23 protein-coding genes are annotated in these 26,293 nt (G+C 35.5%); 10 read left to right on the plus strand and 13 right to left on the minus strand.

What is annotated here, in order from left to right:
- Positions 1-53: 53 nt before the first annotated feature.
- A complete protein-coding gene (locus DPQ89_RS10830) occupies positions 54-1,538 on the minus strand; it encodes a sensor histidine kinase (RefSeq protein ID WP_127716958.1) in 1,485 nt (494 codons plus the stop codon).
- 138 nt (positions 1,539-1,676) lie between these two features.
- Here DPQ89_RS10830 and DPQ89_RS10835 point away from each other — a divergent pair, with 138 nt between their 5' ends.
- The gene (locus DPQ89_RS10835; protein ID WP_127716959.1) at positions 1,677-2,507 is read left to right on the plus strand and encodes a glutamate--tRNA ligase family protein; all 831 of its coding nucleotides are present in this window, start codon (positions 1,677-1,679) and stop codon (positions 2,505-2,507) included.
- Here DPQ89_RS10835 and DPQ89_RS10840 read toward each other — a convergent pair.
- Complete coding sequence (locus DPQ89_RS10840; RefSeq protein WP_127716960.1) at positions 2,502-3,398, minus strand: hypothetical protein; 897 nt, start codon at positions 3,396-3,398, stop codon at positions 2,502-2,504. The genes DPQ89_RS10835 and DPQ89_RS10840 overlap by 6 nt on opposite strands.
- Positions 3,399-3,522: 124 nt before the next feature.
- Positions 3,523-4,035: an NADPH-dependent FMN reductase gene (locus DPQ89_RS10845; protein ID WP_164848357.1), complete on the minus strand. Its 513-nt coding sequence runs from the start codon at positions 4,033-4,035 to the stop codon at positions 3,523-3,525.
- Between the two features lie 82 nt (positions 4,036-4,117).
- Between DPQ89_RS10845 and DPQ89_RS10850 the strand changes: the two genes are divergently transcribed.
- Positions 4,118-5,044 carry a pseudouridine-5'-phosphate glycosidase gene (locus tag DPQ89_RS10850; protein ID WP_127716962.1) on the plus strand — a complete coding sequence of 309 codons (927 nt, stop codon included), beginning with the start codon at positions 4,118-4,120 and terminating at the stop codon, positions 5,042-5,044.
- Here the strand turns inward: DPQ89_RS10850 and DPQ89_RS10855 are convergent.
- Together DPQ89_RS10855 and DPQ89_RS10860 are read right to left on the minus strand one after the other, a co-directional pair.
- A complete protein-coding gene (locus DPQ89_RS10855) occupies positions 5,031-5,948 on the minus strand; it encodes an RluA family pseudouridine synthase (protein ID WP_127716963.1) in 918 nt (305 codons plus the stop codon). The two genes, DPQ89_RS10850 and DPQ89_RS10855, sit on opposite strands and share 14 nt — an antisense overlap.
- Positions 5,938-6,588, minus strand: coding sequence for an RluA family pseudouridine synthase (locus tag DPQ89_RS10860; RefSeq protein WP_127716964.1), 651 nt, complete (start codon positions 6,586-6,588; stop codon positions 5,938-5,940). Before DPQ89_RS10860 ends, DPQ89_RS10855 begins: the two co-directional genes overlap by 11 nt.
- Before the next feature lie 47 nt (positions 6,589-6,635).
- On the opposite strand from DPQ89_RS10860, the gene DPQ89_RS10865 reads away from it, so the two are divergent.
- The 4 genes from DPQ89_RS10865 (at position 6,636) to can (ending at position 9,611) form a co-directional block, all read left to right on the plus strand.
- Positions 6,636-7,109, plus strand: coding sequence for a cupin domain-containing protein (locus tag DPQ89_RS10865; RefSeq protein WP_127716965.1), 474 nt, complete (start codon positions 6,636-6,638; stop codon positions 7,107-7,109).
- 101 nt (positions 7,110-7,210) lie between these two features.
- Complete coding sequence (locus DPQ89_RS10870; RefSeq protein ID WP_164848358.1) at positions 7,211-7,633, plus strand: DUF4186 family protein; 423 nt, start codon at positions 7,211-7,213, stop codon at positions 7,631-7,633.
- Positions 7,634-7,689: 56 nt separating this feature from the next.
- Complete coding sequence (locus tag DPQ89_RS10875; protein WP_127716967.1) at positions 7,690-8,616, plus strand: cation diffusion facilitator family transporter; 927 nt, start codon at positions 7,690-7,692, stop codon at positions 8,614-8,616.
- 362 nt (positions 8,617-8,978) lie between these two features.
- Positions 8,979-9,611, plus strand: coding sequence for a carbonate dehydratase (can, locus tag DPQ89_RS10880; RefSeq protein WP_127716968.1), 633 nt, complete (start codon positions 8,979-8,981; stop codon positions 9,609-9,611).
- Positions 9,612-9,647: 36 nt separating this feature from the next.
- Here the strand turns inward: can and DPQ89_RS10885 are convergent, their stop codons facing one another.
- Genes DPQ89_RS10885 through DPQ89_RS10900 form a run of 4 tightly spaced genes read right to left on the minus strand, consistent with a single transcriptional unit; the run spans position 9,648 to position 16,334 of the window.
- A complete protein-coding gene (locus DPQ89_RS10885; protein WP_127716969.1) occupies positions 9,648-12,320 on the minus strand; it encodes a phosphoenolpyruvate synthase in 2,673 nt (890 codons plus the stop codon).
- On the minus strand, positions 12,317-13,207 hold the full coding sequence (locus DPQ89_RS10890; protein ID WP_127716970.1) for a UbiA family prenyltransferase: 891 nt from the start codon (positions 13,205-13,207) through the stop codon (positions 12,317-12,319). The genes DPQ89_RS10885 and DPQ89_RS10890 overlap by 4 nt, the downstream gene beginning before the upstream one ends.
- Positions 13,207-15,603: an AMP-binding protein gene (locus DPQ89_RS10895; RefSeq protein ID WP_127716971.1), complete on the minus strand. Its 2,397-nt coding sequence runs from the start codon at positions 15,601-15,603 to the stop codon at positions 13,207-13,209. Before DPQ89_RS10895 ends, DPQ89_RS10890 begins: the two co-directional genes overlap by 1 nt.
- Positions 15,600-16,334: a formyltransferase family protein gene (locus tag DPQ89_RS10900; protein ID WP_164848359.1), complete on the minus strand. Its 735-nt coding sequence runs from the start codon at positions 16,332-16,334 to the stop codon at positions 15,600-15,602. The genes DPQ89_RS10895 and DPQ89_RS10900 overlap by 4 nt, the downstream gene beginning before the upstream one ends.
- 175 nt (positions 16,335-16,509) lie before the next feature.
- On the opposite strand from DPQ89_RS10900, the gene DPQ89_RS10905 reads away from it, so the two are divergent.
- Positions 16,510-17,838: an MATE family efflux transporter gene (locus DPQ89_RS10905; protein ID WP_127716973.1), complete on the plus strand. Its 1,329-nt coding sequence runs from the start codon at positions 16,510-16,512 to the stop codon at positions 17,836-17,838.
- On the opposite strand, the gene DPQ89_RS10910 is transcribed toward DPQ89_RS10905, so the two are convergent.
- Positions 17,835-20,126: an RND family transporter gene (locus DPQ89_RS10910; RefSeq protein WP_127716974.1), complete on the minus strand. Its 2,292-nt coding sequence runs from the start codon at positions 20,124-20,126 to the stop codon at positions 17,835-17,837. The genes DPQ89_RS10905 and DPQ89_RS10910 overlap by 4 nt on opposite strands.
- A 92-nt stretch (positions 20,127-20,218) precedes the next feature.
- Positions 20,219-20,479 (minus strand): zinc-ribbon domain-containing protein, encoded by a 261-nt coding sequence (locus DPQ89_RS10915; protein ID WP_127716975.1) that lies wholly within the window; start codon positions 20,477-20,479, stop codon positions 20,219-20,221.
- Positions 20,480-20,668: 189 nt separating this feature from the next.
- Here DPQ89_RS10915 and DPQ89_RS10920 point away from each other — a divergent pair, with 189 nt between their 5' ends.
- Positions 20,669-21,592 (plus strand): MerR family transcriptional regulator, encoded by a 924-nt coding sequence (locus DPQ89_RS10920; RefSeq protein ID WP_127716976.1) that lies wholly within the window; start codon positions 20,669-20,671, stop codon positions 21,590-21,592.
- Here the strand turns inward: DPQ89_RS10920 and DPQ89_RS10925 are convergent.
- Complete coding sequence (locus DPQ89_RS10925) at positions 21,587-22,486, minus strand: hypothetical protein (RefSeq protein WP_127716977.1); 900 nt, start codon at positions 22,484-22,486, stop codon at positions 21,587-21,589. The two genes, DPQ89_RS10920 and DPQ89_RS10925, sit on opposite strands and share 6 nt — an antisense overlap.
- A gap of 48 nt (positions 22,487-22,534) precedes the next feature.
- The gene (locus tag DPQ89_RS10930) at positions 22,535-23,650 is read right to left on the minus strand and encodes a hypothetical protein (protein WP_127716978.1); all 1,116 of its coding nucleotides are present in this window, start codon (positions 23,648-23,650) and stop codon (positions 22,535-22,537) included.
- Positions 23,651-23,794: 144 nt separating this feature from the next.
- On the opposite strand from DPQ89_RS10930, the gene DPQ89_RS10935 reads away from it, so the two are divergent.
- Entirely contained in the window at positions 23,795-25,582 is a 1,788-nt protein-coding gene (locus tag DPQ89_RS10935; RefSeq protein WP_127716979.1) for a hypothetical protein, read from the plus strand.
- Positions 25,579-26,280, plus strand: a complete 702-nt coding sequence (locus DPQ89_RS10940) for a hypothetical protein (RefSeq protein ID WP_127716980.1) — start codon at positions 25,579-25,581, stop codon at positions 26,278-26,280. Before DPQ89_RS10935 ends, DPQ89_RS10940 begins: the two co-directional genes overlap by 4 nt.
- Positions 26,281-26,293: the final 13 nt, after the last annotated feature.

A 26,293-nucleotide genomic window follows, 5' to 3' on the forward strand; every position in this document is an offset into this window, starting at 1 on the left:
AGGATGGCGAGAAATTGAATTATTGAATGATTTGCCTAAGGTAAATATTGCCCTTAAGTATCTTGATTGATGGGAAGGGAAATCACGAATTGTGTTAGCTTACTTTGGCGATCAATAAAGACTGAGCCATGATGAATTTCGATAATTTCTTTTGTTATACTCATTCCTAACCCGGTACCCTTGCCAACTTCTTTAGTAGTGTAAAAGGGTTCAAAAAGACGATCCATAGTTATTGGACTCATTCCCGCGCCAGTATCAGAAATTTGAATTTTTACAAAACCATGAACAGAGGTTGCGCAAATCATAATTTTCTTTAATGAATTTTCATTATTCTCTTCTATTGCATCAATCGAGTTATTTATGAAATTTAAAAAAACTTGGGATAATTCTGTGTAGTGGCAATCAATAAATATATCATCGCTACAATTGATCTCAATCTCTATGCGTTGGTAGTTTAATTTATCACTACAGAGTGAAACGGAGTCATTTATAAGCTCTAATAAATTAACCTTTTTAAAAGGATCAAGTTTAGAATCTCTAGAGACCCTCTTAAGGGCCAAGATGATTTGATGAATTCGATCAACAGTCTTTTCTATCTTTTCTAAATGTCCTTTTATTGGTTCTGAAGAATATTTCTTTCTTATGATTTGGGCATTACCTTTTATTACCATTAGAGGGTTATTTATTTCGTGGGCTATACCTCCGGCCATCTCTCCAATTGTAATCCACTTGCTCGAGCTTATCATTTTCTCTTGGAAAATCTCGGCCTCTTGCTCCGCTTTGATTCGCTCTGCTATTTCTTTTTTAAGCTTTGTATTTAGATTCCTAAGAAAGTCAATATCAACTAGCTTTTGTGAGTTTAAATAGGCACTGAAAACGATAATTGCAACAAATCCATATTCGATAAGATAGATAAACTTATAGAGATGGAAAGACCCAAGCAGTGAATCATTAATTAATGTTACTGTGAAAATAGTAAGTGAGAATAAGAAAAGTGAATTATATCGAGTTTTCTGCTTTAGGTATTTCTTGATACAGAAGTAGTAGAGGACGCTGAAGTAAAAGAAAATAATTATTGTTAGAACTTTAAGAATTGGCCCAGGTGAAACTTCAAGTACAGAGTATGTAAATAAATCAAAGACATTCACTTCAAAGAGTCTAGAGTTCTTTGTGTCCCAAAATAAGTCATTACTGGCAAAGAATGATGCAAAGATAGCAAAGGCTGCTGTTGCTATAGTCAAATTTTTAAAAAAACGTGGAACTCTTAGGTAGAATTGATCTACATAAATAAATATGAGGCAACAAACTATAGCAATAAATGGCAGTTGATAGGTTTGTATAAGATGAGAGGTTGCAATATCATTAGAGTTATAAAGAAGTGCACATGAGATATCGTAAAAACCTACAAAAATACAAAGTAGGGTAAAGATTTTTTCTCTCTTGTGGGAGACAACTCCGGAAAAGAGAAAGTAGTGATATATTCCAACATATAGAGCAATTGTTGCTAGGATAATTGGAGGAATTGACTGATAATTCATTGATGTTAAATTATCTAAAATTTTGTTAAAATTCTAGTGATATAATTGAAGAATGATAAAGCAAGAGATGGAATTACAATGGCTTATCTGGGCTTTCTGATGAGAATCTATAGATGGGTCTTAAAGTTGGAGAGTTAAATGAATATCACTCGTATTGCGCCAACACCTAATGGCCATTTACACTTAGGCAATATTTTAAACTTCATTCATACTTACCGTTTGGCCAAGACAGTCGGAGCGAAGCTTTATCTAAGAATAGATGATCACGATGGACCAAGGTGTAGGCCTGAGTTTGTTGGTGAAATATTATCTGCCTTAAGTGCTCTTAAAATTCCGATTGATTATGGACCGAGTTCGGTAGATGAGTTTTATTCAAAATTTACTCAGACTAAAAAAAGTGATTTCTATTTCTCAAAACTAGAGCTTCTTGGTGATAAGTTTACTTGTGCCTGCTCTCGAAAAGAGGTTTTTGCCTCAAGTTCTTTAGGTATCTATTCTGGTAAATGCAGACCATTGGCAATTCAATTCGAAAATATGAAGAATGTAATCAGGTACTCTTGCCCAGATATTAAGGTTCAATTTCGTGAAAGCTCTGTTCATTTGCGTGAAGAAATAGGTGATGCAGTGTTGTGGAGAAAGGACGGTCTTTCATCTTATCAGTGGATGAGTGTTTGCGAAGATTTAGAAATGAAGACAACTCACTTTGTAAGAGGTGAGGATTTACTAAGTTCTTCAGCAATTCAGATTGCAATTGCTAAATCACTTGCTCAAAAATTTCCTTCTGAGGATAAGTTCTATCATCATAAACTTGTACTATGTGGAAAGCGAAAAATGTCGAAGTCTAAAGGAGATGAAGGAGTTGTAGATAGGTTGAAAAGTGACCCTCTTCATTTTCTACACGCGTACTGTGATTTCTTTGAACATGAAAAAGTGAGCTCCTTAGAAGAGCTCACCAATCTAGCATTATAACTTTACTCTGATTTTTTTTAATTTTGCACTATAGTCTTCAAACATTTGCTCGATATATTGACCCTTAGCTGTCGAGTAAGTTAAAGAATCTAGAATCTCTGAATAGATATTTCTTGATAAATTTCTTAACTCTGACTCTATTGAACTATTAGTTGAATTATCGGCCGCAATATCAATCTTCACTTTAACTTCTTTTAAGATCGAAATGTAACTTTGAATATCATACGATGTTCTATATTCTAAATTTCCGATATAGCTATTTAGTTCTTTAGATGCTTCATCTAGCGCCTCAGTTTGTTTTTGCTTTTTTAACTGAGTTGATCTTTCATTTTCAACTTCGTCAGAACCAGTCATTTTAAAAGTAAGAGTTTGGTAGCATTCGACTAGACCATCATACTCTTTAGCACATTCAAAGTTAGAAAGATCAAGTCCAAAGCTAAAGGCAACATTATCTTGTGCAATTCCAAAGTTACCAAAGATTGCACCACCAAGTGCTTCTAATTGTTTATTATATAGTGCTTTATAAATATCACTTTCGATTTCTATTTTCTTAATCTTTCCCCACGACTTATCAATTTTGGCCGTAACAACTTCATTGATTCCATCTTCCGTATCAATGAGTTGAAGAGAATGTTTATCTTTTATAATAAGTAACATATTTTTATCACGATTATACTCGGCAGGTTGTGACTCACTAATATTAGCAACTTGGTCGCCTTCTTTAACAACACCCTTAACTTTCGTCTCTGCCGAAGAATGAATTTTAGACAAAGTAGTGCTATTCGTTTTTTCAAAAAGGATCTTTTGAAAAACTGAGACTTCTAAGTCAACTGTGAGGGCAAAGGTATTTGCACAAGCTAGAACTGCGAGGGCAGTAATGGTCTTTTTCATATTTACTCCAAATTAAAAATAGTTTTATTTAGTTTAGAGTAAATATGAATTTGATATAAGACGATTGAAATGCTTACAGGGGAGGGTGTCTAAAATCTAGACGTTACCTTTTTATTACAACTACTTATGCCTTGGCCAGTCTAACTAATTGCTCAATAGTGGCCTTGGCCGAGTCAAAGTTAAGTTGTTTCTGGTAATGGGTATGGAGCTTTCTTCCAATAATAGTACATCCTATAAAGGAGAACTGCTCTTGCATGGCCATCAGTACATGCTGACCTCCGCCTCCACTATGTGTAGCGAGGACAACTGGTTTAGAATTAAAAGCATCTCTCCAGTTATCATTTCCAGACCTACTTATCCATGAAATAGAGTTGATTAGAATAGGAGGAACTGAGCCATTGTATTCAGGCGCAATTACGATAAATCCATCGGCCTTCATGAATTTGTCTGTTAGAGCGATAGCATCTTTAGGTGTTCCATTCTTTTCTTCTGAGCTGGTATAGATTGGTAAGTTAAAGTCAGATAACTTAAGAACTTCGAAGTTTGCATCGTAATCCTTAGAAACATCTAAGAGAGTATTTGCTAACTTCAAATTATTTCCATCGCTTGCAGCAACTATTAAAATTTCTTTTTTCATATATTCTCCTCGCTGCATTTTACTTCAAAATGATTAGCAATTATAGTTTAATTATTGAACAGATTAGACAGGATTTTAATAAATGAATAACGAACTTTCAAATTATATTACTTTCAGCGAAGATGTTGAGCATGCTCTTTTAAATGCAATTCCAGTGGTTGCTCTTGAGTCAACTATTATCTCTCATGGCATGTCCTACCCAAAGAATTTGGAAACAGCTAAGAAGGTAGAGGGGATTGTTAGGGCCAATGGCGCTGTTCCTGCTACAATAGCTATTATTAAAGGTAAGTTAAAAATAGGATTAGATCATAGTGAGCTCGAGCTCTTAGCTAAAGAGGGACAGAAAGTTCATAAAACTTCAAGAAGAGATATTCCCTATGTTGTATCTTCTATGAAGACAGGGGCCACCACCGTAGCGGCCACAATGTTTATTAGTTCACTAGCTGGAATAAAGGTATTTGCTACAGGTGGAATAGGTGGTGTTCATCGCGGAGCTAGTCAAACCTTTGATATTTCTGCAGACCTTCAAGAATTAGGCAAGACCAATGTGGCGGTTATTTGTGCGGGAATAAAATCTATTTTAGATATTGGTCTAACTCTTGAGTATTTAGAAACTTATGGGGTTCCAGTTCTTGGAAATAATGTTGAACAACTGCCTGCATTTTACAGCAGAGAAAGTGATTTTAAAGTTAATTTTAAAATGAATAATGAAAAGGAAATAGCAGATTTTCTAAAAGTAAAATGGGATTTAGGCCTTAAGGGAGGAGTTGTCATCGGAAACCCAGTGCCTGCAGAGTTTTCTTATGATAAGTCACAGATAGATGCTGTGATAAATGATGCAATAAAAGAGATGAACGAGAAGGAAATAGTTGGAAAAGAGTCGACACCATTTCTCTTAAAAAGAATTAGTGAACTAACTAAAGGAAAGAGCTTAGACTCTAATATAGAGCTTGTCTTAAATAATGCAAGGGTGGCGAGCTTGATCGCTGTAGAGCTTAGTCGTCTCTAAGAAAGAAATCCTCAGCAAGAGGACTCTCTACTTTTATATACTCTTTAGTTAATGGATGATTAAACTCAAGAGAATAGGCATGTAATAATGTTCTCTTAGCATCAGTACTATTTCCATAAATAGTGTCACCCACAATAGGAAAACCATATTCACTGAGATGTACTCTAATCTGATGCATTCTTCCTGTTTTCGGAGTTACTTTTAAGAGTGCAAAGTCACCATCTCTTTTTATTAGTTCAAACTTCGTCGTGGCCTTTTTTCCATCTTTTTTCACGTTGCACATCTTCATCTTGTTTGATTTATCTTTTGCGAGAAGGTTATTAATAGTGAACTTTTCGTCTAGGCGCTGATCTTCGTCTTTTACAATTGCATAGTAGGTTTTTACAATCTTATGATTCTCAAAAAGATCACTTATAGATTTATTCAAAGATTTCTTGGTACAAAAAAGTAGAAGTCCACTAGTTTCGAGATCAAGCCTATGATGAAGAGAGATATACTTTACATTTGGCTTAAATCTCTTAAGGGCCTCTAGCATATGATCTTGAGAAGAATTTATAGTTGCATTTGAAGAGACTCCACTTGGCTTTCTTACAACTATAATAGAGGAGTCTTCAAAGAGTATATCTGCTTGTTTCAAATAAACTTGAGGTACTATTTGTTTAGAATTCTCTCTAATATCTCTTTTGTTCAGAGATATTTTAATAAGATCACCTGCTTTAACGGGGTGATCAATATTAGAAATAGAACGATTAAAAATATAAACTTTTCTTTCTTTAATAAGAGTGAGGAGACTAGAAGAACTTAACTCGAGAGAAAACTTACTATTAAAATCCCTTAAGATAAGCTCTTTTACCGTCGATTGAGCTTTGACCTTTATTGTAAAATCTTTGTACTTAATGACCATAATTATACTCTACTAGTTTATTAAATTCTGTTGGAGCTTCACAAAGGATATTTAATGGATTGCCGTCTATTATGATGGAAAGCTTGTGAGCATGTAGGGCCATTCTTGAAACTGCATAGAGTTTTGAGATTTTCTTATTAAACGCTTTATCACCATATCTATTATCACCAATTATGGCATGTCTTGCTAAAGCACAGTGCTTTCTTATTTGATGTGTTCTACCGGTTTCGATTGTGACTTCTAGTAATGAAAAATAAGGATTTTTTGCTAAAAGGACCCAGGAACTTATAGCATTAACACGATCTTTCTTTATTCCATCTACTTTTTTGCTCCCCTCGGCCTTATTAGTAATTGGAAAATTCCAAATACCACTTTCCTCTTTCAATTGCGCTCTACAGATTGTTAGGTATGTCTTCTTTGAGCTTTTCAGAGCAATAGATAATTTATCAATATACTTAGTGTCTTTTGCCAGTATGAGTATTCCACTTGTTTCTTTATCAATACGGTGTACAGGAGTATAGTTGAGGCCTTTTTCTTTAAAAAAATCGATGACATTTTTATCTTCAGCATTGTGTACACTGACCCCATGGGGTTTATTAATAATAAGGCATTGATCATTTTCAAAGAGTTTTTCAAACATGATTTAATATGACATGATTTACAGGCCAATTCAACAAAGGTGGGAATATGTATGAGGAAATAATAAATCGATTTGAAATGATTGCTCATCCAGAAGGAGGTTTTTTTAAAGAAACCTATAGAAGCAAAGGCAATACGGAAACTGAGTTTGGAACTAGATCTCTTTCTACAGGAATCTACTTTCTACTTCCAGCTGGTCATGTCTCACACTTTCATAGAATTAAGTCTGACGAAATGTGGCATTTCTACTCAGGGGATCCACTTATCGTTGTAGAAATAGACGAATCTGGAAACCTCATAGAAACTAGACTTGGCCATGATTTAAAAAATGGTGAAGTTCCACAATATGTTGTTAAAGCAAATCGTTGGTTTGGCTCTTACCCTGCCGATGGGTCAGAGTATAGCTTTGTAGGCTGTAGCGTTTCGTTTGGATTTGACTTTAAAGATTTCGAACTGGCCAATAGAGGTTGTTTAGAAAAAGAGTTTCCACAGCATCAAGAAATGATTAAACGTCTTACGTAGTTTTTTATGCGAGGCCCAAGAACTTATACTTACATATTTCTTGACTTTCATTGACACAAATTTAAATCTATAGATCTATAAATTTTTACAAAGTATTAAAGTTGCAAAATCACGAGCTCATTTATTTTACTGATGTTTTTAAGAGATTAAAAAAATCCAGTATATGTAATAAGTTTACTCTAAAAGAACATGAGTGGAACTATCTTGCAAATAGAGGTTTAGACTCAATTCTCTTAGAAGGTAGAACTTTAATTATTCAACGTTATAAAGAAAGTGATGAAAATCATTGTTGTCGAAAATCACCTCTCAGGCATCATCCTATACTAGTGGCCCTACATGCAACTGGAACCTGCTGTAGAGAGAGCCTTTTTAAATGGCATGGTATTGATAAAGACAATGAGCTTAGAGAGAAAGATATTTTCTATATACTCTTAATTTTAAAAGAATGGTTTGTTAGGCAGGTAAGACCGGCCTACTTACTAAGTGATCTAGAGACTGAACAACTTAATCTCTTTTGCAGTTGAGTTGCATAATAAGGCTTTAAGTTGCTTTGAATACTTATTCGTAATAGCCTTTTAAAATGAAAGAACATCACCACCATAGTCATCATGACCACAACGACCATCATCATCACCACCATAATATTAAAGGTAGTAAGAATATTCTCATTGCCTTTGCTTTGAATTTCTCTTTTTCAATTATCGAGTTTATTGGTGGATACTTAACTAATAGTATGGCGATTTACGCGGACGCTCTCCACGATCTTGGAGATAGTAGTGCTCTACTTATGGCGTACTTTTTAGAAAAGTTCTCAAAAAAATCTGCTGATGAAGTTTACACATATGGGTATAGAAGATTTTCAGTTCTGAGTGCTCTAATTAATGCAATGATTCTTCTTATTGGATCCTTATTTGTAATCAAAGAATCTGTAGAGAGACTTTTGAGTCCAGAGCCAGTGAATAACGAAGGCATGCTCTATTTGGCAATACTTGGAGTCATTGTAAATGGAATCGCTGCGTATAGGTTATCAAAAGATGAGGGGATAAATCAGCGAATGGTAATGCTTCACTTATTGGAAGATATTCTAGGATGGGTTGCTGTCTTAATAGTTAGTGTCGTTCTATTTTTTAAACCATGGTTTATTCTCGATTCAATTCTTTCAATTTTAATTTCACTATTAGTTCTCAGAGGTGTTTACTTTGGACTAAAGAAGGTAGTCTCAATTCTAATGCAGGCCTTTCCAAAAGGAGTAAATTCCCAAAAAGTCACTCAAGAGCTACTCAAAATTGATGGGGTTCTAGGAATTCACTATATTCAAGGTTGGTCTATGGATGAGGAGTCTCACTCTCTCACTTTTCACGTTTCAGTCTCGGAAGATATGAAGGTTCGCGAACTTGATGAGATGAAATTAAAGATCAAGGCAAAGCTATATGATTTATCTGTCAAAAACTCAGTAATAGAGTTTGAAGGCCGTCATCATGATTGTAGTGAACATACCAAGCTGTAGTGCGTTATGTTAGGACTAACTATTCAAGTACTTATATATACTAGTAAATAGGGCCAACTTGAAAAAAAAGATATCAATACTTGAAAAATCGCATAAAAGCGTATAATTTCTTACAGTTGGTATTGTTAACATTTAACAGGGGTTGTTGTCGTGGCCAGTGGTTCTCGTCATCGTAGAAAGCACAATAAAGGTAGAAGAAAAAGAGGTTCTAAATATAGAAAGAACTTACGTCTACGTAGAAAACAAAAAAGCTAAAAGCTTAAGCTTTCATTACATAAAGAACCCCTCGACAAGAGGGGTTTTTTATTTCCAAATTGAACCAACTCAAATAACCTCTCCTTACTAATTTTTACGAGGTGAATATGTCTAAATTACAAAGTATTTTTGAGTCCAATAAGAATTGGTCAGCTGATATCAAAAAAGAAGATCCAACATTCTTCGAAAGGTTATCTAATCAACAAGCTCCTAAATATCTATGGATTGGTTGCTCTGATAGTCGAGTTCCTGCAACGCAATTGTGTGGACTTGATGCAGGTGAAATTTTTGTTCATCGTAATATCGCCAACCTTGTTATCAATACGGACTTTAACTGCTTGTCAGTTATTCAATATGCCGTCGAGGTTCTTAAAGTTACAGATATAATCGTTTGCGGACATTACGGATGTGGTGGAGTTGCAGCTGCACTTTCTAATCAATCTCTTGGGCTAATTGATAACTGGATTAGAAATATAAAGGACGTCTACCATCTTCATAGAGAGGAAATGGTTAAATATGTAAAAGGCTCGGAAGAAGAGTGTAATAGGTTAACTGAATTGAATGTCTCAAACCAAGTCTATAATCTGGCCAATACTACTATTGTTCAAAATGCTTGGAAGCGTTCTCAAGAACTTAATCTTCATGGAGTAGTTTATAGCTTAAAAGATGGTATTCTTAAAGATCAAGGAATTTGCCTTAGCTCAGATAAAGATATCGAAGAAGTTTTTAAACTGTCTTAAAATTAAGGGGCCTAATTATGGCCCCTCTTGCATCGTTTAATCGAGAAACTCAATCAAACCAGTTTCTCCGTTCATTCTTATTTTATCACCTGTTTTGATTTTCTCAGTAAGACCTTTAACGCTAACAATGGTCGGTATCCCCATCTCTCTAGCAACAATGGCCGAGTGAGATAGCAGGCCTCCACGTTCAACAAGTAAGGCCTTTGCTGACGGGAATAGTGGTACCCAACCTGGGTCAGTTCTCATAGTTACTAGAATTTCTCCATTTAATGATAGATCGTCGTCGGGATTAAGAATAATTTTCGCAACCCCTTCAATCACACCTGCGCAACATGGAATACCTTTTAGGCAACCCTCTGGAACATCTGATAGGTCAATCTCTTCTTCAGGTGGAAGGTGGTTGTTTTGCCAGTAGACTGGACCTCTTGTGTGAAACCTTGGCGCTGGTTCAATCTCCAAGAATCGTTCATATTCCTTTCTTCTTAATTCAACTAAGGCCTTAAAATCGAGTACCGTACAAAATCCTTCAACAGATCCTAATAGTTCTGGTAGTGTGAGATAGAAGATATCTTCATCTTTTAAAATGATACCTCTATTTGCGTAATTTGCTCCAATTGCATAGAACATTTTTCTGACGATACCATAGACTCGTGTCCTACAGAATCTGGTGTTCTCTCTATTTCTAACGGCCTTTCTCGCATGATTGAGTGACCATGAAAATATTAGTTTTTTTATTCCACTAACAGCTCCAAAGGCCTTAGTTTCTGCTTCATTTCTAACTTTTTTCTCTCTTGCTTCTAGCTCTTCAATAGAAGGAATCTCATTATTAAGATGGTTTTTAATAAAGGTAAACAGAGAGTGTGGGTTGTGAGTCAAATCACGCTGTTCCAGTTTCATCTCACTCATACACCTAAAGCCGTACTTATCAATATAGGTTTCGATCTCATTATAGAACGAATCAAATGAAGACTGTCTTAGTGTTTCATGTAGATCGGTACTTGGAGTATTAAGAATAAGATCTTTTAACTCCTTATCAGAGTCCACAATGCGAGCGAGGCGTATCACTTCTCTAGTAGGAAGTGCTGATTCGAGATTTCCATCCCCACAGAGTAGATCATTTTGAAATCCATCCCCAAATTGAGGCATCCATTTAGAAACAAGTTTCTTTAGAAGTCCAAAATGAATCATACAAAGATAGTCATTGATAATTGGGGCCTTCCAATTTGCCAGAAATCTTCTTTCCAGTTCGTAGTATGTGTCAATGATCTCATTGGGAGTTTTACTATTGAAATCAATGTGTCGAAATTTCTCATATTCAATATAGAAATAATCCATAAATCCGTCGACGAGCTTTTGAGCAGTGAGATGAAAGTAGAAGAACTTCATTCCCGTCATGAATCTTCTTACTTTAGAAGAAAACTTCTCTTCAAAAGCAGGAGGTTTTATTCGATCAGCAATTTCATCTGCAAGAGAGTCGTTTGTCCCCATCATGGTTTCCATGAATGAACGATTATACTTAAATCCGGGAAGTATACTGGTGAGCTTATACCAATTTAAAATATTATAATATATTCTTCCATAGAAGCTACCGAGCATATTTCTTAGAAAATAATCCATTTCCTTAATTCTCTTAGGTGAAACCATTAGAATCTCACAAAATTGAACATAGACGTGATGGTAGACATGTCTTGCAAAATCAGTTGTGAGAGGAGCAGTTAGCCCTCCATAACTTTCTACAATATTTGAATTATCCCAGATATAGAGAGTTCCTTCTCCATTTAAGATAGGAGTTGTAACTGGCCTTGCTTGAAGAATATAGAGCTGTCCGTCCTTTATCGCCCATTCAATATCTTGTGGAAAGTGATAAGATCGCTCTATGGCGGAGGTCTCTTTTATTAAGTTTTTAAGCTGATCGTCAGTTAAGCTTGAAATTGATTTTTGTTCATCATCAAGAGCAACAACTTTACATGTTTGATTCTCAACATCCTGAACCATCTTACTTTCTTTATCAGCAATTTCCTTCTCTGTTATTTCATAGCTTAGTTTATTGACCGTATATGTATCAGCTTCTAGTAAACCTGATACGAGACCTTCTCCTACACCAAAAACAGCGTTAACCATTGAAACTTCACTAGATCCCTTTATAGGGTCACAAGTAAATGTTACACCGGACACATCGGGGTCAATCATCTCTTGAAAAATTACCGCCACATCAATGATCTTAATATCAAGCTTGTTTTGAAGCCGATAACTGATACCTCTTTCACTGTATGCACTTGCCCAGCACTGTTTAAGTGCTTCAATGGCCTTAGCTTCTGTTTGAATATATAGGTAACTTGATAGCTGACCTGCAAACGAAAACTCTGCGCTATCTTCACCGATAGCTGATGAACGAATCGCGATGAGTTTACAATCAAGATCTTTGTAGGCCTTCTTCGCTAGAGTTATCACTTCTTGAGAAAGTTGTGCATCGACAATTAGTTTTGAGATCGCTTCATGTATCTCTTTAGGTGATTTATTTTGTGAGACAATATCATCAATCTTTTCCTGGACTCCATTTTCATCAATAAACTTTCTAAATACAGAGCTAGACAGTATCTGAAACCTAGGAACATTGAAGCCGGCCTTACTTAAATGATAAAGATTAAGTCCCTTTCCTCCTGCATACTTATTAGCATAGAAAAGTGTAGTGTCTTTTGTGATAATCATAGTAGTAAACCTGTTTGAGTTTCAATGATAAAAAATATATAAAAAAGTATTATGTAAATAGATGAGAAAATACGATAGAGCTTTCCAAATTTCTTAGCATCAGTAACTGCAAATAATATTCCTGCCAGAAATAGAACTAAAGTTAAAATAGACTGCAGTATTGAAATTGATCCAAACACTCCCCTTAAAGCAAGTAGTGAAAAGAGCGACATGGAGACCACTAAGATTACAGCTCCAAATCTTGTAAATATTTTTGAGTACGATTCAACAGCGTTTCTCTCTTCTTCTGTAGTAAATGTCTTGCGACCAAACTCAAATATATTAAAGACAAACCAGCTACATAGAACAAAGTATAAGTATTTTTGATTCAGCTCTCTTGGATCCATTGATGTAGCGGCAGTAAAAATAGCTATTCCCATAGGAATTGTAACAACAGTATGCAATAGGGCATAGGTTGTGAGGTGTGGGCGAATGAGTTTGGGTATAAAGAACTCTTTATACATTAGTAGAGAGTAACAAATTGCAAAGATCATCATCATGATTGCATTGAGACGAAGCGGTAGAAATAGTGCTATCTCAAAGAATATACATACAACTATGCCCTTGTGCATATCTTTCACTTCTAATAGACCTCTTGGAAGAGGTCTGTCTGGATTAATCTGACAGTCTAAATCGTAATCTTTTATTTCGTCATAGAGACGCATTTTATAAAAGAAGAAAAAGATAGCAATCAAAGTTAGAAATGAATTAAAGATGCTAAAGTCGTTTTTGAGATGAATGCTAAGTGATAAGTGAGCACCAACAAAGAGGATGATCATCAGAGAATGATCGAGTAGTGGAAACCTTTCTTTTGTAAATGTCATCCATCGTTGAGCTTTACTAGTCATTAGATAAGTCCCTTACTCTTTAAATCTTTTCTAAGGATATCGTATTCTACTTTTGAGTGATGTCTCGCATCCATAGGAATATCAGAGAAAATGATAACTTTATCTACGATGATGGAGTTCTTTTTCATTATTCTTTCAATTTCAGAAATCATTTGAGAGTCAGTAAGTGAATTTTCTTCTCTAGGAGCAACTACACAGACAGTCTTTTCTCCAAGTTCTTGATCTTCAACTCCAAGGTAGGCACAATACTTTGTAAAAGGAAGCTTCTTTAAAACTATCTCTGCTCTTACTGGAAAGAGATACTGCTCACTTCTAATGATCGCATTATGCACACGACCAACAAGCCAAAGGTTCTTTTGATCATCAAGTTTTCCAAGATCTCCTGTTCTGTGCCAAACAATTCCATTATGATCTAAAATCTTTGCTCTTGAGAAGGCCTCTTCATTATTGTAGTAATCTCTACAAACATGTTCTCCTGAGACGATAAGTTCTCCTACTTCTCCATCCTTAAGGGTGATCGATTCAAAGTCACTATCTGAGTTTACGCTTACTGTTCCTTTTGAGATTTTTATAAATTTATACTGTAGACCACCATCAAGGTGACCAACGTTAACACCTTCGTCAACTAACTCTGGGTCATCTTCAGTCACTGATTTTATTTCAATCATCTCTTTTGCCGAAATGTGAGCAATGGGTTCAACTTCTGTAGAACCATAGAGAACAAGAATCTCTGCATTTGGAGCAACTTTGGTGAAGTCTACGATATTATCTCTTGAAACAGGAGCTCCTCCTGTAACAACTCTTTTAAGTTCAGGCATCGTAATGCCATTATCTAAGCAATGCTTCGAAAGAGAATTGAATATTGAAGGTGATAGTGTTGTACATGTTACGTTGCACGCTTTAAATTGAGCAAGGAGAATAATAGGTGTTTCCTTGGTTGGAGCGCCGACATCAAAAGATGGAATAACAGTCGCAACACCTTCAGCTAGGTTATTCAGTGAGAAGATAGGAAAAACAGGAAGATCTACATCGCTATCAACATATGGTAGACCTCTGTGAAGAGCATAGTGTTGTGCTGCTAGAAAGCGATGAGTTCTATTTGCTCCTTTTGGCGTTCCGGAACTTCCGGTGGTAAAAGTTATAAGGGCCGTTTCTTCTTGCTCCATAGGGCAAATAGGAACTTCACCTTCTGATTGCATTAGCTTCTCTATAGAGGAATCAAAGCTTCCCGTATGTTCTCCAACTACGATCTTTAAGGGCATATTGTCAAAAATATCTGCGCCGCTACATAGATCAAAGGCCTGTTGGAAGCTGATCATACACTTTGGGTCTGCAACTTCTGCTGAAACTCCAAGTTGATCTCGTCGTGCCCAGCTATCTAGAAAGGTCGGAATTGCACCGATCTTTTGGAGAGCAAACATTGAAGCATAGAGATATAGTGACATTGGAACAAAGAGAATGACTCTGTCGCCTTTTTGAATTCCAAGATCACTAAAGCCTTTGGCTATCTTATTTGAAAAGTGATAGAGCTCCGCAACAGAGACAGATTTATGCTCTAATTGATCTTCTACTTTGAAGCTCCATGATCCAATTGTTTCTCGGTCTACCCATTTTAAAATAGGCCGTGTTGGAAATTTTTCTAGATGATCAACGATGAATGAGTAAACGTTATTGCCGGCATGACACCCGTCATAGTAACCCAACTTCTTTGTCATAGTAGACTCCGTACTTTTTCCTATATATTCATTAATTAATTTTGAAACCTCATGTGCGTTTGTCCAAGTAAGAGCATGTCCTGCACCAGCAATAGTTTCAACTTTCAGCGTCTTAATATTTCTTTCTAGTGGAGAGACTTGCTCATTGTAATCAGAGGTCTTATCTTCGCTCCCATAAATGATGAGAACAGGGCATTCGATATTATATTCTGATGAAAACTCACTCTCAATTAGATGCACTTTTTCAAAAATTGACTTCTTTAAAATCTTATAATCTGAGAGGTAGTCGCTTTGTGCTTGATAATCTTTTGGAACCTCTAGGGGAGAAGTACTGTCTTTAATAAATTTTTCAATTGCTTTAGGACCAATCCTTTTGAGTAGAGCACTACCTAGAATTGGTGTCGCGAGCAAGAGGTTTTTTAAAGTCGAAACATTCGAGTTAAAAAGAAATGGAGAAATTAATATTATTTTTTCTACTTGCTCAGAGTTTCTTTGATAAAAGTCAAATAATTCTTTAGAGCCCCAAGAGTAAGCCAGTAGAATCAATTTCTCATCTACTATCTTTGGTTGTGGACTCTGATTATATCTATCTATATGTATAAACTCACCATCAATGTAGGACTCTAGTTGCTTGAAGTCTGCTGGTCCTCCGGGAGAGCCATGAAAGGTTATAAATTTCATAATACCATTCCATTTTTTTTCATTACTTTTACCTGTTTCCTAGAAGGGTTTTTAGTATAGATTTTTTCATCTGTTTTATTTATCGTTCCACAAGGAAATTTCTCTTGTTGCGAAATTTTGCTTAATAAGCTTGCTAGTTCTCGTCCTTCCTGTGCTGCTCCTAATTCTAGGTAGTCTATATAGTCTTTATGCTCACCATTACTGACGCTAACCGTTTTAAAAATCATTCCATCATCAATCTTTCTATTCATTTGATGTATGGTAAAACCGGCCTCTCTATTCTCTGATAAAGCATAGAGATCGCACATCGTTCCCCTGTACTTTGGCAAAATGCCGTGGTGGATATTAATACAACCAAGGGAAGGAGTTTTTAGAATTTCCTTTTTGTATATACATCTGGTTCTAACATTAACGATGACATCTACTGCCTTTTCTTGACACCACTCAATTGCGACTTTGTCATTCATTGATTTAAATGTTTGAACCTCAATCCCTCTTTTTTCAAAGAGATTTTGTCTTGATCTTTTTGGGAGATTGATAATATTTTTAAGTAGCGTTCTTTGCACTTTATTTGCGCCTAAGTAAGAAAGGCCAGCGACTGATTTTAATAAAGAAGTATCTAGGTTTTTTAGAAGAACTAGGCCGACGACTTTAACATCTTGTGAGTGTTTAAAGAACTCGACGAATAAGTCTAGATAGTTTCTTGGTATATAAGTTATTTGTGAAGTCACAAATATAACTCTGATCATGTTGGGCCTTGGTAATGTCGTTTGGAAATGTATCGGATATGTAAGAGAAATAGTTTAGTATTTTATTCAGTTATTTTTTATAACTCATTGATTTTATATTCTTCTTAGAGTCTTTTATAGTGTCCAATTCAATATCTAATGCCTATAATTGAGCTTCATGAATTTTGAACTTTCAAAGCTGCTGAAGCTTAGCCTTCCTATTTTTCTTGCTCAACTGGGCGTTGTCCTACTTGGTGTTACTGATATGATCATGTTGGGACAGTTTGATGAGCTATCACTCAAAGCTTCTGGAATTGCAAATGTCTGGGTTATTGGAACGCTGATGTTTGGAATAGGTTGTTGTCTTGGTGTAGATCCCTTTATTGCAAAATTCATAGGCCAGCAGAATTCTCTAGAGGTAAAGAAGGCCCTTATTAGTGGCAAGTTTGTCGCCATATTAATTGCCTTAGTACTAAGTACTCTATGGTTATGTACTGGGGATGTTTTAGAATTCTTTGGTCAATCAGATGTGTATACGAAGCTTGCTCATGACTATGCTTTGGTTCAAATACCAAGTCTCATTCCATTTTTTATGTATATGGTTTTTAGACAGTATTTAATCGGCCACGAAAAGGCTTCAGTCGTTGCCATCGTTTTACTTTTGACAAATTTTGTAAATGTAATTCTTAATTGGATTTTTATTTATGGAGCTGGACCAATTGAGGCAATGGGTCTATTTGGTGCAGGTCTTTCTACTTGTATCATGAGAGCATGCCAGTATCTCTTTTTATGTTTGCTGATTGGTCTTTCGAAAAGAGATAAGCACTTATGGGTCCCATTTTCATGGCAACTTGTGGATTGGGTACTAGTTAAGAATATTCTTCTTATTGGTCTCCCAATTGGCCTAAGCTTTATGCTAGAGGCCTTTGGTTTACAGTTAACAACTTTTCTTGCTTCGAGGATTGGCGATAACGAATTAGCTGCTCATAGTATACTTGTGAATTTACAGTATCTCTTCTTTTCTATTCCAATGGCCATTTCAATTGCCGCGGCGATAAGGATAGGAATTACTCTTGGTCAAAGAAAGGAAGTACTAAATGTTATTAGAGCAAGTTTTATTGCTATAACTTTTCTTGTCACACCTTTTTGCCTCATTCTTTATTTTTTAAATCAAAGTATTGTTGAGCTCTATGGTGTTAGTGGCATGATTAAATCTTTGGCCAACTCTTCAATTATTGGAGCTGCGCTATTTTTATATCTCTATAGTTTACAACAAGTAATGGGGGCTTTATTAAGAGGTCGAGGCAGAACTTTTTGGCCATCTATAGTTAATATATCTTCGCTATATTTAGTAGGACTGCCAATCGCTTATTACCTTTCCATGAAGTTAAGTTATGGCCTAAGTGGCCTTTGGTATGGACTGAGTGGGAGTATGTTTGTTTGTTGTCTTGGGCTAGGTCTTCTGAACCTTAATTCGTATAAGGCCCAGAAGAATCAATTAAGCTAGACTTTCTTTTTTTCTAGAAGTAATAGAGCGGGGAGGAAAATCAGATCTATCACTAGCGCGACAGTAAGCACTATGGCAGTAAGAAGTCCAAAGTTTGAATTTGGAGTAAAGTCTGCAAAGATCATCGCTCCAAATCCAACAACGAGTATGGCCGTAGTCCAAAAAAGGGCAGCCCCAGTAGTTCCTAAAACATAAATAAGCGAGTCTTTATTACTCATTCCTTTATTCTTACAAAGGTTATAAGTCGTCAGAAAGTGAATCGTATCATCTACAACAATACCTAAACAAACAGAGCTTACAAGAGCAGTTCCGACATCAATCGGTCGATGAAGAAATGTCATTATTCCTGCTCCAATTGCCAGTGGAATAATGTTTGGAATCATTGATAAGAGACCAAGCTTAATTGAACCAAATACAATGACTAAGAGAATAGATATTCCTATAAGGGCCATTGTTATTGATGAGAAAAATGATTTAACTACAAAAGTAGTCATATTTTGATAAATTGGTATTTTACCTGTTACAACTGCTTTAAGTCCAAAGTCCTTGGCCTTATCTTCCATCATGGCCATTCTTTGTAAGGATAGTTTAGATCCTTGAGTAGTCCAAAGAACTGCCATTCTTAGTGCATCTCTATTTATTGTCATTCTATCATTGAGATCCTTTCCTTGAGGGAGACTCATTTCGTAGAGAAATAGAAGCTCTGCAATGGTTTTCCTACTATCTGGAATGGAGTAGAATTCTTCTTTGTCTCCATGGAAGGACTTATTCATGGATTTTACAATTTCAACTATTGAAGTAACCCTTGAGATATATTCCTTATCTTCTAACCATCTCTGATATCTATCAACACTTTGTAAGAATTTTGGATCTTTGATTCCATCTTTTACACCAGACTCTATCACCAATTGAGGGCCATAAAATCCACCGAGATTTTCAAGTGTAAAATTATTTGATTTAGTAAGTGGGACTTGTTCAGAAAAGTAATCATAAGGATTAGAGTTTACTTCATTTTTAGATCCGTAATAGATAAAGACAGCACTAAGCATAATGGTCCCAAAGACAATGTGCTTCTTATACTTATCAACAAGTGTGACGATTTTTGTTGCTACAGCAAAAGTGTTTTGATCTTCTGTCTTTTCTGCCTTCTTATCCCATTTTACATCTTTCAAACTAAGCACTGGGCAAATGATAAGCATCGTATAAAGCCAAGCAAACATTGTTCCAAAGGCGGCGAGAATACCCATGTCTCTTAATGGTATAAGATCAGAAGTGGTGCAACTGAGAAATCCTATTGCTGTCGAAATACTTGTTAGCAGGGTAGGTTTAATATTCTTTTCAAAAGCACTTCTTGTTGCATCAACATTTGATTCACCAAGAGATCGAAATTGAAAGTAACTCACAAGTACATGAACACTATCTGCAATTGCAATAGCGATTAGAATTGTAGGAACCATAGCAATGAGATTATTAAATTTTATTCCTAGATAACCAGCAAAACCAAAAGTTGATAAAGTTGTTACAACGATAATTACAATTGGAAGAATGAGACCAATTACTCTTTTGAAGGTGTAGAGTAAGAAAATAAAAATGAGAAGCATGACAATCGGAAAGATTGTCACAATATCATGCTCAGAAACTTCTCTAAATGTATTATTTATATCCAATGAACCATTGATATAGAACTCGTGTTTATCGTCTTTTGGAAGTCTCTCTTTGATCTTTTTAATGAGTTCTCTAGTTTTTTCAATTATTAATTTATCATCTGGAGCACCTACAAAGTAGGGTTTAATTTTTGCGTAAATATTTGTAACGGTGGCCTTTCTATTAATGAGATAGTCTGGCAAAGTCTTATCAGCGAGGGCCAACTTCCTTTTTTGCAAGAGAAGTTCTTGGTCATATTCTTCTGGAATAAAGTCTTCAATGGTAAGATCATCTTCTACAGCTGTGGTCCACTGGTAGTTTGTAATAGAGTCTACACTTATAACATCTGGAACTAGCCATAATTGGTCTGTCGCCTCTTTGATAATTTCAATTGTTTGTGTATCAAAGATACCATCTGGTGAGTGAATAATTATATTTACTAAGTCATCATTGCCAAATTTTGCTTGGAAATCATCATAGAGTTTTAGAAGTGGTTCAGAATCTCGAAACCATATACGATAACTAAAGTCAGACTTTACTAGAGTCAGGCCAGGTAGAAGAGTGGCCATAATGGCAAGCGCAACAATCATGCTGGTCCACGGCCTAGAAATAAGAAGTTGCGTTAGTCTCTTTGAGAAATTCAATTTGTGCCCCTAAATAAGTTTTAATACTTTTCGGGTGCAACTTAATTGAAATAAGTTAGGAAGGGAATTATTTGATAAGAAGAGTATTTTTCCTAGTCTTCTGACTCATCCATCTCAATGTCATCGAGAGAAAGTTTTAGTGTGTTAGGAGCTTCAACACACTTTGGACACCACACTCCTCGAGTACTCTTCTTTCCCATAATTTCTAATGCTGATGCTTTCCACTTGTGCCCATTTTTACACTCCCAAAGCAAGTAGCTCGTACTATTGACGTACTCAGTCGAATGGAGTTTACCACCTTTTAATTGTGCATATTGTGCTAGTAGTTCTAGGTCAAAAACTCGTTTACTCATTAATTCTCCATTGTGAGCTTCTGTATACCATAGTTTCATTGAAAGACCATTCATTATTATACGTAAAATTAATAGGTTACATAGGTGTGTAATAGGTTTTCTCTATCAGGATATCAATTATGTCGATGCCTGTTGAAATAGGTTTTTTTTTGCCGTACTTTATCTTAGTAAATTAACCAAGGAAAGTTTATGTACAATATTCAATTGGCCTCATCTTTAAGCGGAATTAATGTTCACAATTTAAGAGCATGGGAAAGAAGATATAGTGCTGTCTCACCTGAGAGGGATTCTGTTGGTAGAAGACTATATTCAAAAGAACACGTAGAAAAATTATATCTATTAAATCAACTTGTTAAAGAAGGAACGGCAATAAGGCATATTGCAAGTAATACAACTGAAGAATTAATTTCGATGGCCGAGTCAAAGGGGCTTGAAGTTGATCTTTCATTTGAGTCTAAGCCAAACGATGAACAAGAATTAGAACTAAGTTACAATGCTGTTAAGTTAGCATTGAATTTTAAGAAGTTTGATATCATCTCTCATGAGCTTAATAAGGTTTTAGAGAATTACGATCTTAGAAAAGTTGTATTTAAAATGCTTATTCCGAGTCTATTTCTTCTTAGAGATAAGCTAAATGCTGGTGAAATTTCTCTAGAGGAGAAGCAAACAGTCGTTACTATAATTAAATACTATCTAAGAAAGAAAGTGTTTCAAAATAATGTAGACTTAACTAAAGCGAGTTACCTGGTAGCAGCTCCAAAAGGAGATACTTATGAGTTTCAAACTTTAATAGCTTCTCTATTATTAGGGGCGCATAATAAGCAAGTTATTTATCTTGGAGCAAGTGTTGAGGCAGATGTGATCGCTGAGACAATGGCGGCTACAGGTTCTGAGAACCTTATTGTTTGGGGATCATGTCAGTGGGATCAAACAAAGGGTGCACAGTTAGGAGAGTATTTCCAAAGCTTAAGTGCTCAAGCTCCAAAGGGTGCAAAGATTACAGTTGCGTGTAATGGACCTGCTCCTTATGATTTCTTTATCAATGACTTAGAAATATCTTCAGTGAAGAGTTTTGAGCAGTTTGATCATAAGTTACAGAGTAATACCTTATAGACAAATTTGGGATGCTGATAAAGAGTATCCCATTTCTTCACTGTACTTGTTAAAATGATGAGAGAAAGAGTTCCAAGTTATTTGGTTCTCTTTCAACTGACAGCTTGCAGAAGCTAACTTTTCTAATTCCTCTTCTGAAAGGTTTAATCCTTTAATACTTTGAAAGAAACTAATGATTGTGTTTGGTTCAGAGTCTTTGATTTGATTGGTAAACTCTTCAATAATATACGACCTATTAGGATCATTCTTATTCATTAGTAATGTTTTATAGACAATGCTCTTTGAGCCTCCTTGAAGCCCTCTTGTTTTCTTAAGAAAGTCATCAAATTCATCTTGAGTAGGGGAGCTTTTCAGAAAGAGCTCACTTGTATTAACTAAAATATCTTCATTATTGTAGGAAAGAAAATCTAAGAAGGGGATATCCTCTTGAAGGTCATCATTGCTTTTATTTAAAATTAAAAGTGATCTTCCTAGAAGTTTATGCGCAGGAGTTTGATTTTCATCAAAATACCCATCAGCATCAGGCTTAGTGTCACAAAAGTCTTTCTTCAAACAGTTGTTAAGTTCAGAACTTAAGTTAATGAGATAGTTCTTAAGCTCAGTTGCTGAGAAAGACTTTATTATTTCTTCTGGTTTTTTTCTATAGTCATTTAATGAGTTAAAGTACTCACTATTAGATATCGATTTTTCAATTTGTTTTGCTAGATGTTTAATTTCACTATTTAGGATTTCCTCCCCTAAGTGAGCTTCTTTCTTTAACTTCTTTTCAATATGTGGAGTCTGCGATCTAGTCGCTTTGGGAGAGTTTAGCTCTTGATCAGTTTTTAAGAGAAGGTAGAAGACTACTGCAACAGCAGAGATACCAATAAAGAAAATAAGTGCATTTTTTTTCATAATATTAAACTTTGGGAATAGAGTGAATTCTCTATTCCCAGTTAGTAATTATTCTAAAATCTTTTCTATACTTATTCTACTATTCTTTTGTTCTTTAAAGTTCGTTACGATCTCATCGTATGCGGCCTTTACTTCTGGATTCATACTGAAAGAGATACTATCAAAGACTCCTATTTTCTCTTGATTTGGAAAATCTAAAACCTTGTCTAAGTTTCTTTTAAATCCAGTATCATGCGAAGCATATGGCCCGTTAGTGTCTGCAAAACGGCAAGTTTGCCCTAAGTTACCTGAGTTATATTTTCCTGCCCAAGTTCCTCTAATTAATTTTTCATAATCAATTTGAGTTCTATCATTTCTTGATCTTAAGCAACTCATCCAAGTTTTCCACTTTTTCTTTGAAGTTCTTCCATTGGCATATAGCCTTACTTTCTTAGAACTTCTCCAGTTATAAAGAACTTTTTTGTATCCACTCATTAAGAAGTTTAGTCCATAGCTCATCGTTTTACGAAGTGACTTATATTGCTCTTGTGCTAAGAAAATATCATAGTGCCAACGAATACTTAATTGCATTGCTCCTAAGTCAGATCCATCTCCACCTCTAATAATTTGACGGATAACTTGATCGTCTTTTAAAGAGTCACAATCTGGAAAGAATGAATTACCAGGAGTTTTAAAGTATTGTGTAAAATTCTTAAATGTTGGTCCTTTCAATTTTGCTTCGGCCAACTCTTCTGCAGTGTATTTTGCGTCAAGTTTTTCTTGAGTATAAGCAAAGAGGATATTTCCACTATTTGCGTGTTGGTTACAGAGACCTGGCTGGTCATTAACCTCTCTAACATGCATATAAAGTCCTTCATGAAGAGGAACTGTCAGCGCCAGAGTTAAGAATCCGTAATATGCTTGAGTATTTCCTTCTTCGAGTAGGAACTTTGCTCTTTTATGTGCTTCTTGAATTAGTGTTTTCGCAAATTCACTACCGTATTGTAATTTGGCAACTTCAGTATTTCTAAATAATGGACCATCTAGCTCCGCTGTTGGGTTAATAGTCGTCATCATTTTATCTAGTACTTTGACTCTTGGTATCTCTTCTAGATTTGCATAAGTATTCAAACTTAAAACACCAATGAGCATACTGCTACAAATAGTCTTACTAAAAAGCTTCATTTCAACTCCTATGATTCAAATTCTTGTGTTTTATATCGCATAGCGTCGATAAACTCTAGGAAAAACTTACGCGGTGTATTAATTTCAGTATCTAAGGTATTATTCAATATAATCAGACACTTATATAGCCCTTAGGAACGTAATATGTTTAAAGTTATTTTGTTTACAGTTTTTCTTACCTCTTTATTGACGCCAAAGGCCTCTGCCGCACCCGATGACACTCCTGATTGGTGGAATTGTCCAAATAGAACTAGTGGGGACTGGGAATTCGGTAGGGCCCCTGATGTTTGTGATTTAGATAGTTTTATAGACCTAGGCTACGTTGAAGACGAATTTGAGAACTTCATCTTCGATGAAGATGCTTCTAGAGAAACCGAAACACATCGCTATATGAATAAGGTGTATTCACTTATAAAAGACGTAGCTAATTATTATATCGAAAAAAGAAATCCTCAAGCGTCAGCTGAAGAAGTTGAAACCTTTCTTCGCGCCTCATTTACGATTGGTCATCAAGAAAGTTTTTGGACTCACTATAGAAGATCGGGAAATGGTGATACGCAGCTGATGAGAAGTGGTGGTGACTATGGTCATGGTCACGGATTATTCCAAGTTGATGACCGTTGGCACTTTCCAGCGGTGTTAGATGGTAGGGCCGCAAATATTGTAATGAATATGGTCTACTCTTTAGAAGAGTACTTTCACGCTTGGCAAACTGCACCTTCAACAAATTGTGCCACTGAGAGCGATTATATCTCTAGAGCAAGATCAGCTTATAGTGCTTATAACGGAGGCCTTAAGAGAATTTGTCGTTGGACAAATCCAAATGATCGCTGGGCCAGAAATGATAAAGGGTGGTGGAGTAAGTATCAAAGAGTTGAGTGGGAGTCTTATGTTTCAGATACAGATTCTTCTTCAGGAATAGATATCGACTGTATAGTTCAAGGTAATGAAGGATGTAGAACAGATGTTGGTGACGATCCTAGTCCAGTTAGTGGTAAAATTTATAAAAACTCAACTCAGCAGTTCTGTGCTTTTATAAATAGTTCATTTGAATGTGTAGAATCATTAAGAGATACAAGTTGTCTTGCAATAAAGGGTGGAGAAGATTTTAGTCGTTTTAGAGGCAGGTTTTCTAAGATGCCTACTGACTTTGAATCAGACTATCAATTTAATGTTCTTGATAAACACGAGCTTTGTCATAGTGAAGTTTCAAGTCTTTTTAATGTTGGAGAGTCAATTACTCTTGGAAAGAATATTAATCTTCGACTGACTCCTGGGGGAGCGTGGAAGGTTACAATTCCAAGAAATTCTGTGGTTCAAGTCTTAGACTTTGTTCTAAGTGATATCTTTGATCAGAAAAGGTTCTATAAAGTTAAGTACAAAGATTTTGTAGGATTTATCTATGCTGGTAATAAGCAGGACTTTACAGATTGGAGTAACCGAACACAACAAAAATCTATTGATCGTCTGATCGCCATGCGTGGAGATAAAGTTAAAGTAGAAAAGGAAGGCGGTGTCGCTGTTTATAACTCTGATGGAGATATTATTAGAGAGCTACCTGCTGGAGAAATTCTTACGGTAAGTTCTATTTCGATTGCTGGTGATATGAATAATATTGCTTATCAAGTTGGAAGCGATGCTTTTGTGAATGCTGGATATTCTGGTGAATTGCTAAATGCCCCTGAGTTCTTTAGTGTTATAAAAGAAGTAAGAACTCCTATTAGAACCCTTGCTCAGTTAAGAAAGTCTACATGGTGGAAGAGGCTTAGAGTTTGCCCTTCAAAGAAATGCTCTAAAAGTTCAAGTATAAAAGGTCCTCGCTTATCTAGGAAAAAGTTCTACGTTATTGATAGTAAGGATAATTGGAATTTGATTGAGCAAAGTTCGAAAAAAGGTTGGATTGAATCTAAGTATGTGAGGGTAGTAAAATGAAGAAATTAATTGTTCTCTCATTCATCCTCACAGGAGTATTACTTAGCTATTATAATAAAGATGCCTTAAAGCTTGCTACCAAACTTAAAAGTAGAAGTATTGCTTCAAATCATTCTATCGATCCGAAATTTGAAGACCTTCTAAGTAAAAAGTCTAGAACAATAGATCACCTTAGGAGTTGTTTTGAAAGTCGAAGTTGTGGTTTTTCAAAAACAGACTCTAGGGCCTATGACCTAAATTTGGCACAAGCAATTAAAAGAGAGCTGAATCATTTATATGAATTTGTTTTAGAAAATGAAATAGAGGATGATCGAATTTCTTCTTTAGCGAGAGGCTATTTGAAAATATCTGATGGGCACGTAAAGGAAGCTGCTTTAATGCTTTTGAGTACGCAGAAGCCGAGTTCAGAAAATTTAGAGTCTATTTTGGAACAAACAATTTCCTATCACTCTGCCCCTCTTGTTGAGCTAGCAATGATTGAATTGTCGAAATATAAGACATCTGAGTGGCAAGAAAGAATTGATAATAACTTTATTGAAAACTTAAAAACTGGAAGTGTTATTGTTAGGCAGGTTTTAGCAAAGAATATAGCAACTTTTTTAAATGAAGAGAATCGCTTAAAGTACAAGTCTTTTATTAAAAATTATACAAGTGACTCAAAGGTTAGGAAGTTTATATTGGCCTCTCTTGAAGATTGAGAGGCCTAGAAAA

Origin of the sequence: Halobacteriovorax sp. HLS, assembly GCF_004006665.1 — a bacterium.
In the GTDB taxonomy this organism is placed as follows: domain Bacteria; phylum Bdellovibrionota; class Bacteriovoracia; order Bacteriovoracales; family Bacteriovoracaceae; genus Halobacteriovorax.

Excerpts from the sequence above, each read along its gene's own strand:
- DPQ89_RS10830 (WP_127716958.1), bottom strand. The coding sequence starts at position 1,538 with ATGAATTATCAGTCAATTCCTCCAATTATCCTAGCAACAATTGCTCTA.
- DPQ89_RS10835 (WP_127716959.1), top strand. The coding sequence starts at position 1,677 with ATGAATATCACTCGTATTGCGCCAACACCTAATGGCCATTTACACTTA.
- DPQ89_RS10840 (WP_127716960.1), bottom strand. The coding sequence starts at position 3,398 with ATGAAAAAGACCATTACTGCCCTCGCAGTTCTAGCTTGTGCAAATACC.
- DPQ89_RS10845 (WP_164848357.1), bottom strand. The coding sequence starts at position 4,035 with ATGAAAAAAGAAATTTTAATAGTTGCTGCAAGCGATGGAAATAATTTG.
- DPQ89_RS10850 (WP_127716962.1), top strand. The coding sequence starts at position 4,118 with ATGAATAACGAACTTTCAAATTATATTACTTTCAGCGAAGATGTTGAG.
- DPQ89_RS10855 (WP_127716963.1), bottom strand. The coding sequence starts at position 5,948 with ATGGTCATTAAGTACAAAGATTTTACAATAAAGGTCAAAGCTCAATCG.
- DPQ89_RS10860 (WP_127716964.1), bottom strand. The coding sequence starts at position 6,588 with ATGTTTGAAAAACTCTTTGAAAATGATCAATGCCTTATTATTAATAAA.
- DPQ89_RS10865 (WP_127716965.1), top strand. The coding sequence starts at position 6,636 with ATGTATGAGGAAATAATAAATCGATTTGAAATGATTGCTCATCCAGAA.
- DPQ89_RS10875 (WP_127716967.1), top strand. The coding sequence starts at position 7,690 with ATGAAAGAACATCACCACCATAGTCATCATGACCACAACGACCATCAT.
- can (WP_127716968.1), top strand. The coding sequence starts at position 8,979 with ATGTCTAAATTACAAAGTATTTTTGAGTCCAATAAGAATTGGTCAGCT.
- DPQ89_RS10885 (WP_127716969.1), bottom strand. The coding sequence starts at position 12,320 with ATGATTATCACAAAAGACACTACACTTTTCTATGCTAATAAGTATGCA.
- DPQ89_RS10890 (WP_127716970.1), bottom strand. The coding sequence starts at position 13,207 with ATGACTAGTAAAGCTCAACGATGGATGACATTTACAAAAGAAAGGTTT.
- DPQ89_RS10895 (WP_127716971.1), bottom strand. The coding sequence starts at position 15,603 with ATGAAATTTATAACCTTTCATGGCTCTCCCGGAGGACCAGCAGACTTC.
- DPQ89_RS10905 (WP_127716973.1), top strand. The coding sequence starts at position 16,510 with ATGAATTTTGAACTTTCAAAGCTGCTGAAGCTTAGCCTTCCTATTTTT.
- DPQ89_RS10915 (WP_127716975.1), bottom strand. The coding sequence starts at position 20,479 with ATGAGTAAACGAGTTTTTGACCTAGAACTACTAGCACAATATGCACAA.
- DPQ89_RS10920 (WP_127716976.1), top strand. The coding sequence starts at position 20,669 with ATGTACAATATTCAATTGGCCTCATCTTTAAGCGGAATTAATGTTCAC.
- DPQ89_RS10925 (WP_127716977.1), bottom strand. The coding sequence starts at position 22,486 with ATGAAAAAAAATGCACTTATTTTCTTTATTGGTATCTCTGCTGTTGCA.
- DPQ89_RS10930 (WP_127716978.1), bottom strand. The coding sequence starts at position 23,650 with ATGAAGCTTTTTAGTAAGACTATTTGTAGCAGTATGCTCATTGGTGTT.
- DPQ89_RS10935 (WP_127716979.1), top strand. The coding sequence starts at position 23,795 with ATGTTTAAAGTTATTTTGTTTACAGTTTTTCTTACCTCTTTATTGACG.
- DPQ89_RS10940 (WP_127716980.1), top strand. The coding sequence starts at position 25,579 with ATGAAGAAATTAATTGTTCTCTCATTCATCCTCACAGGAGTATTACTT.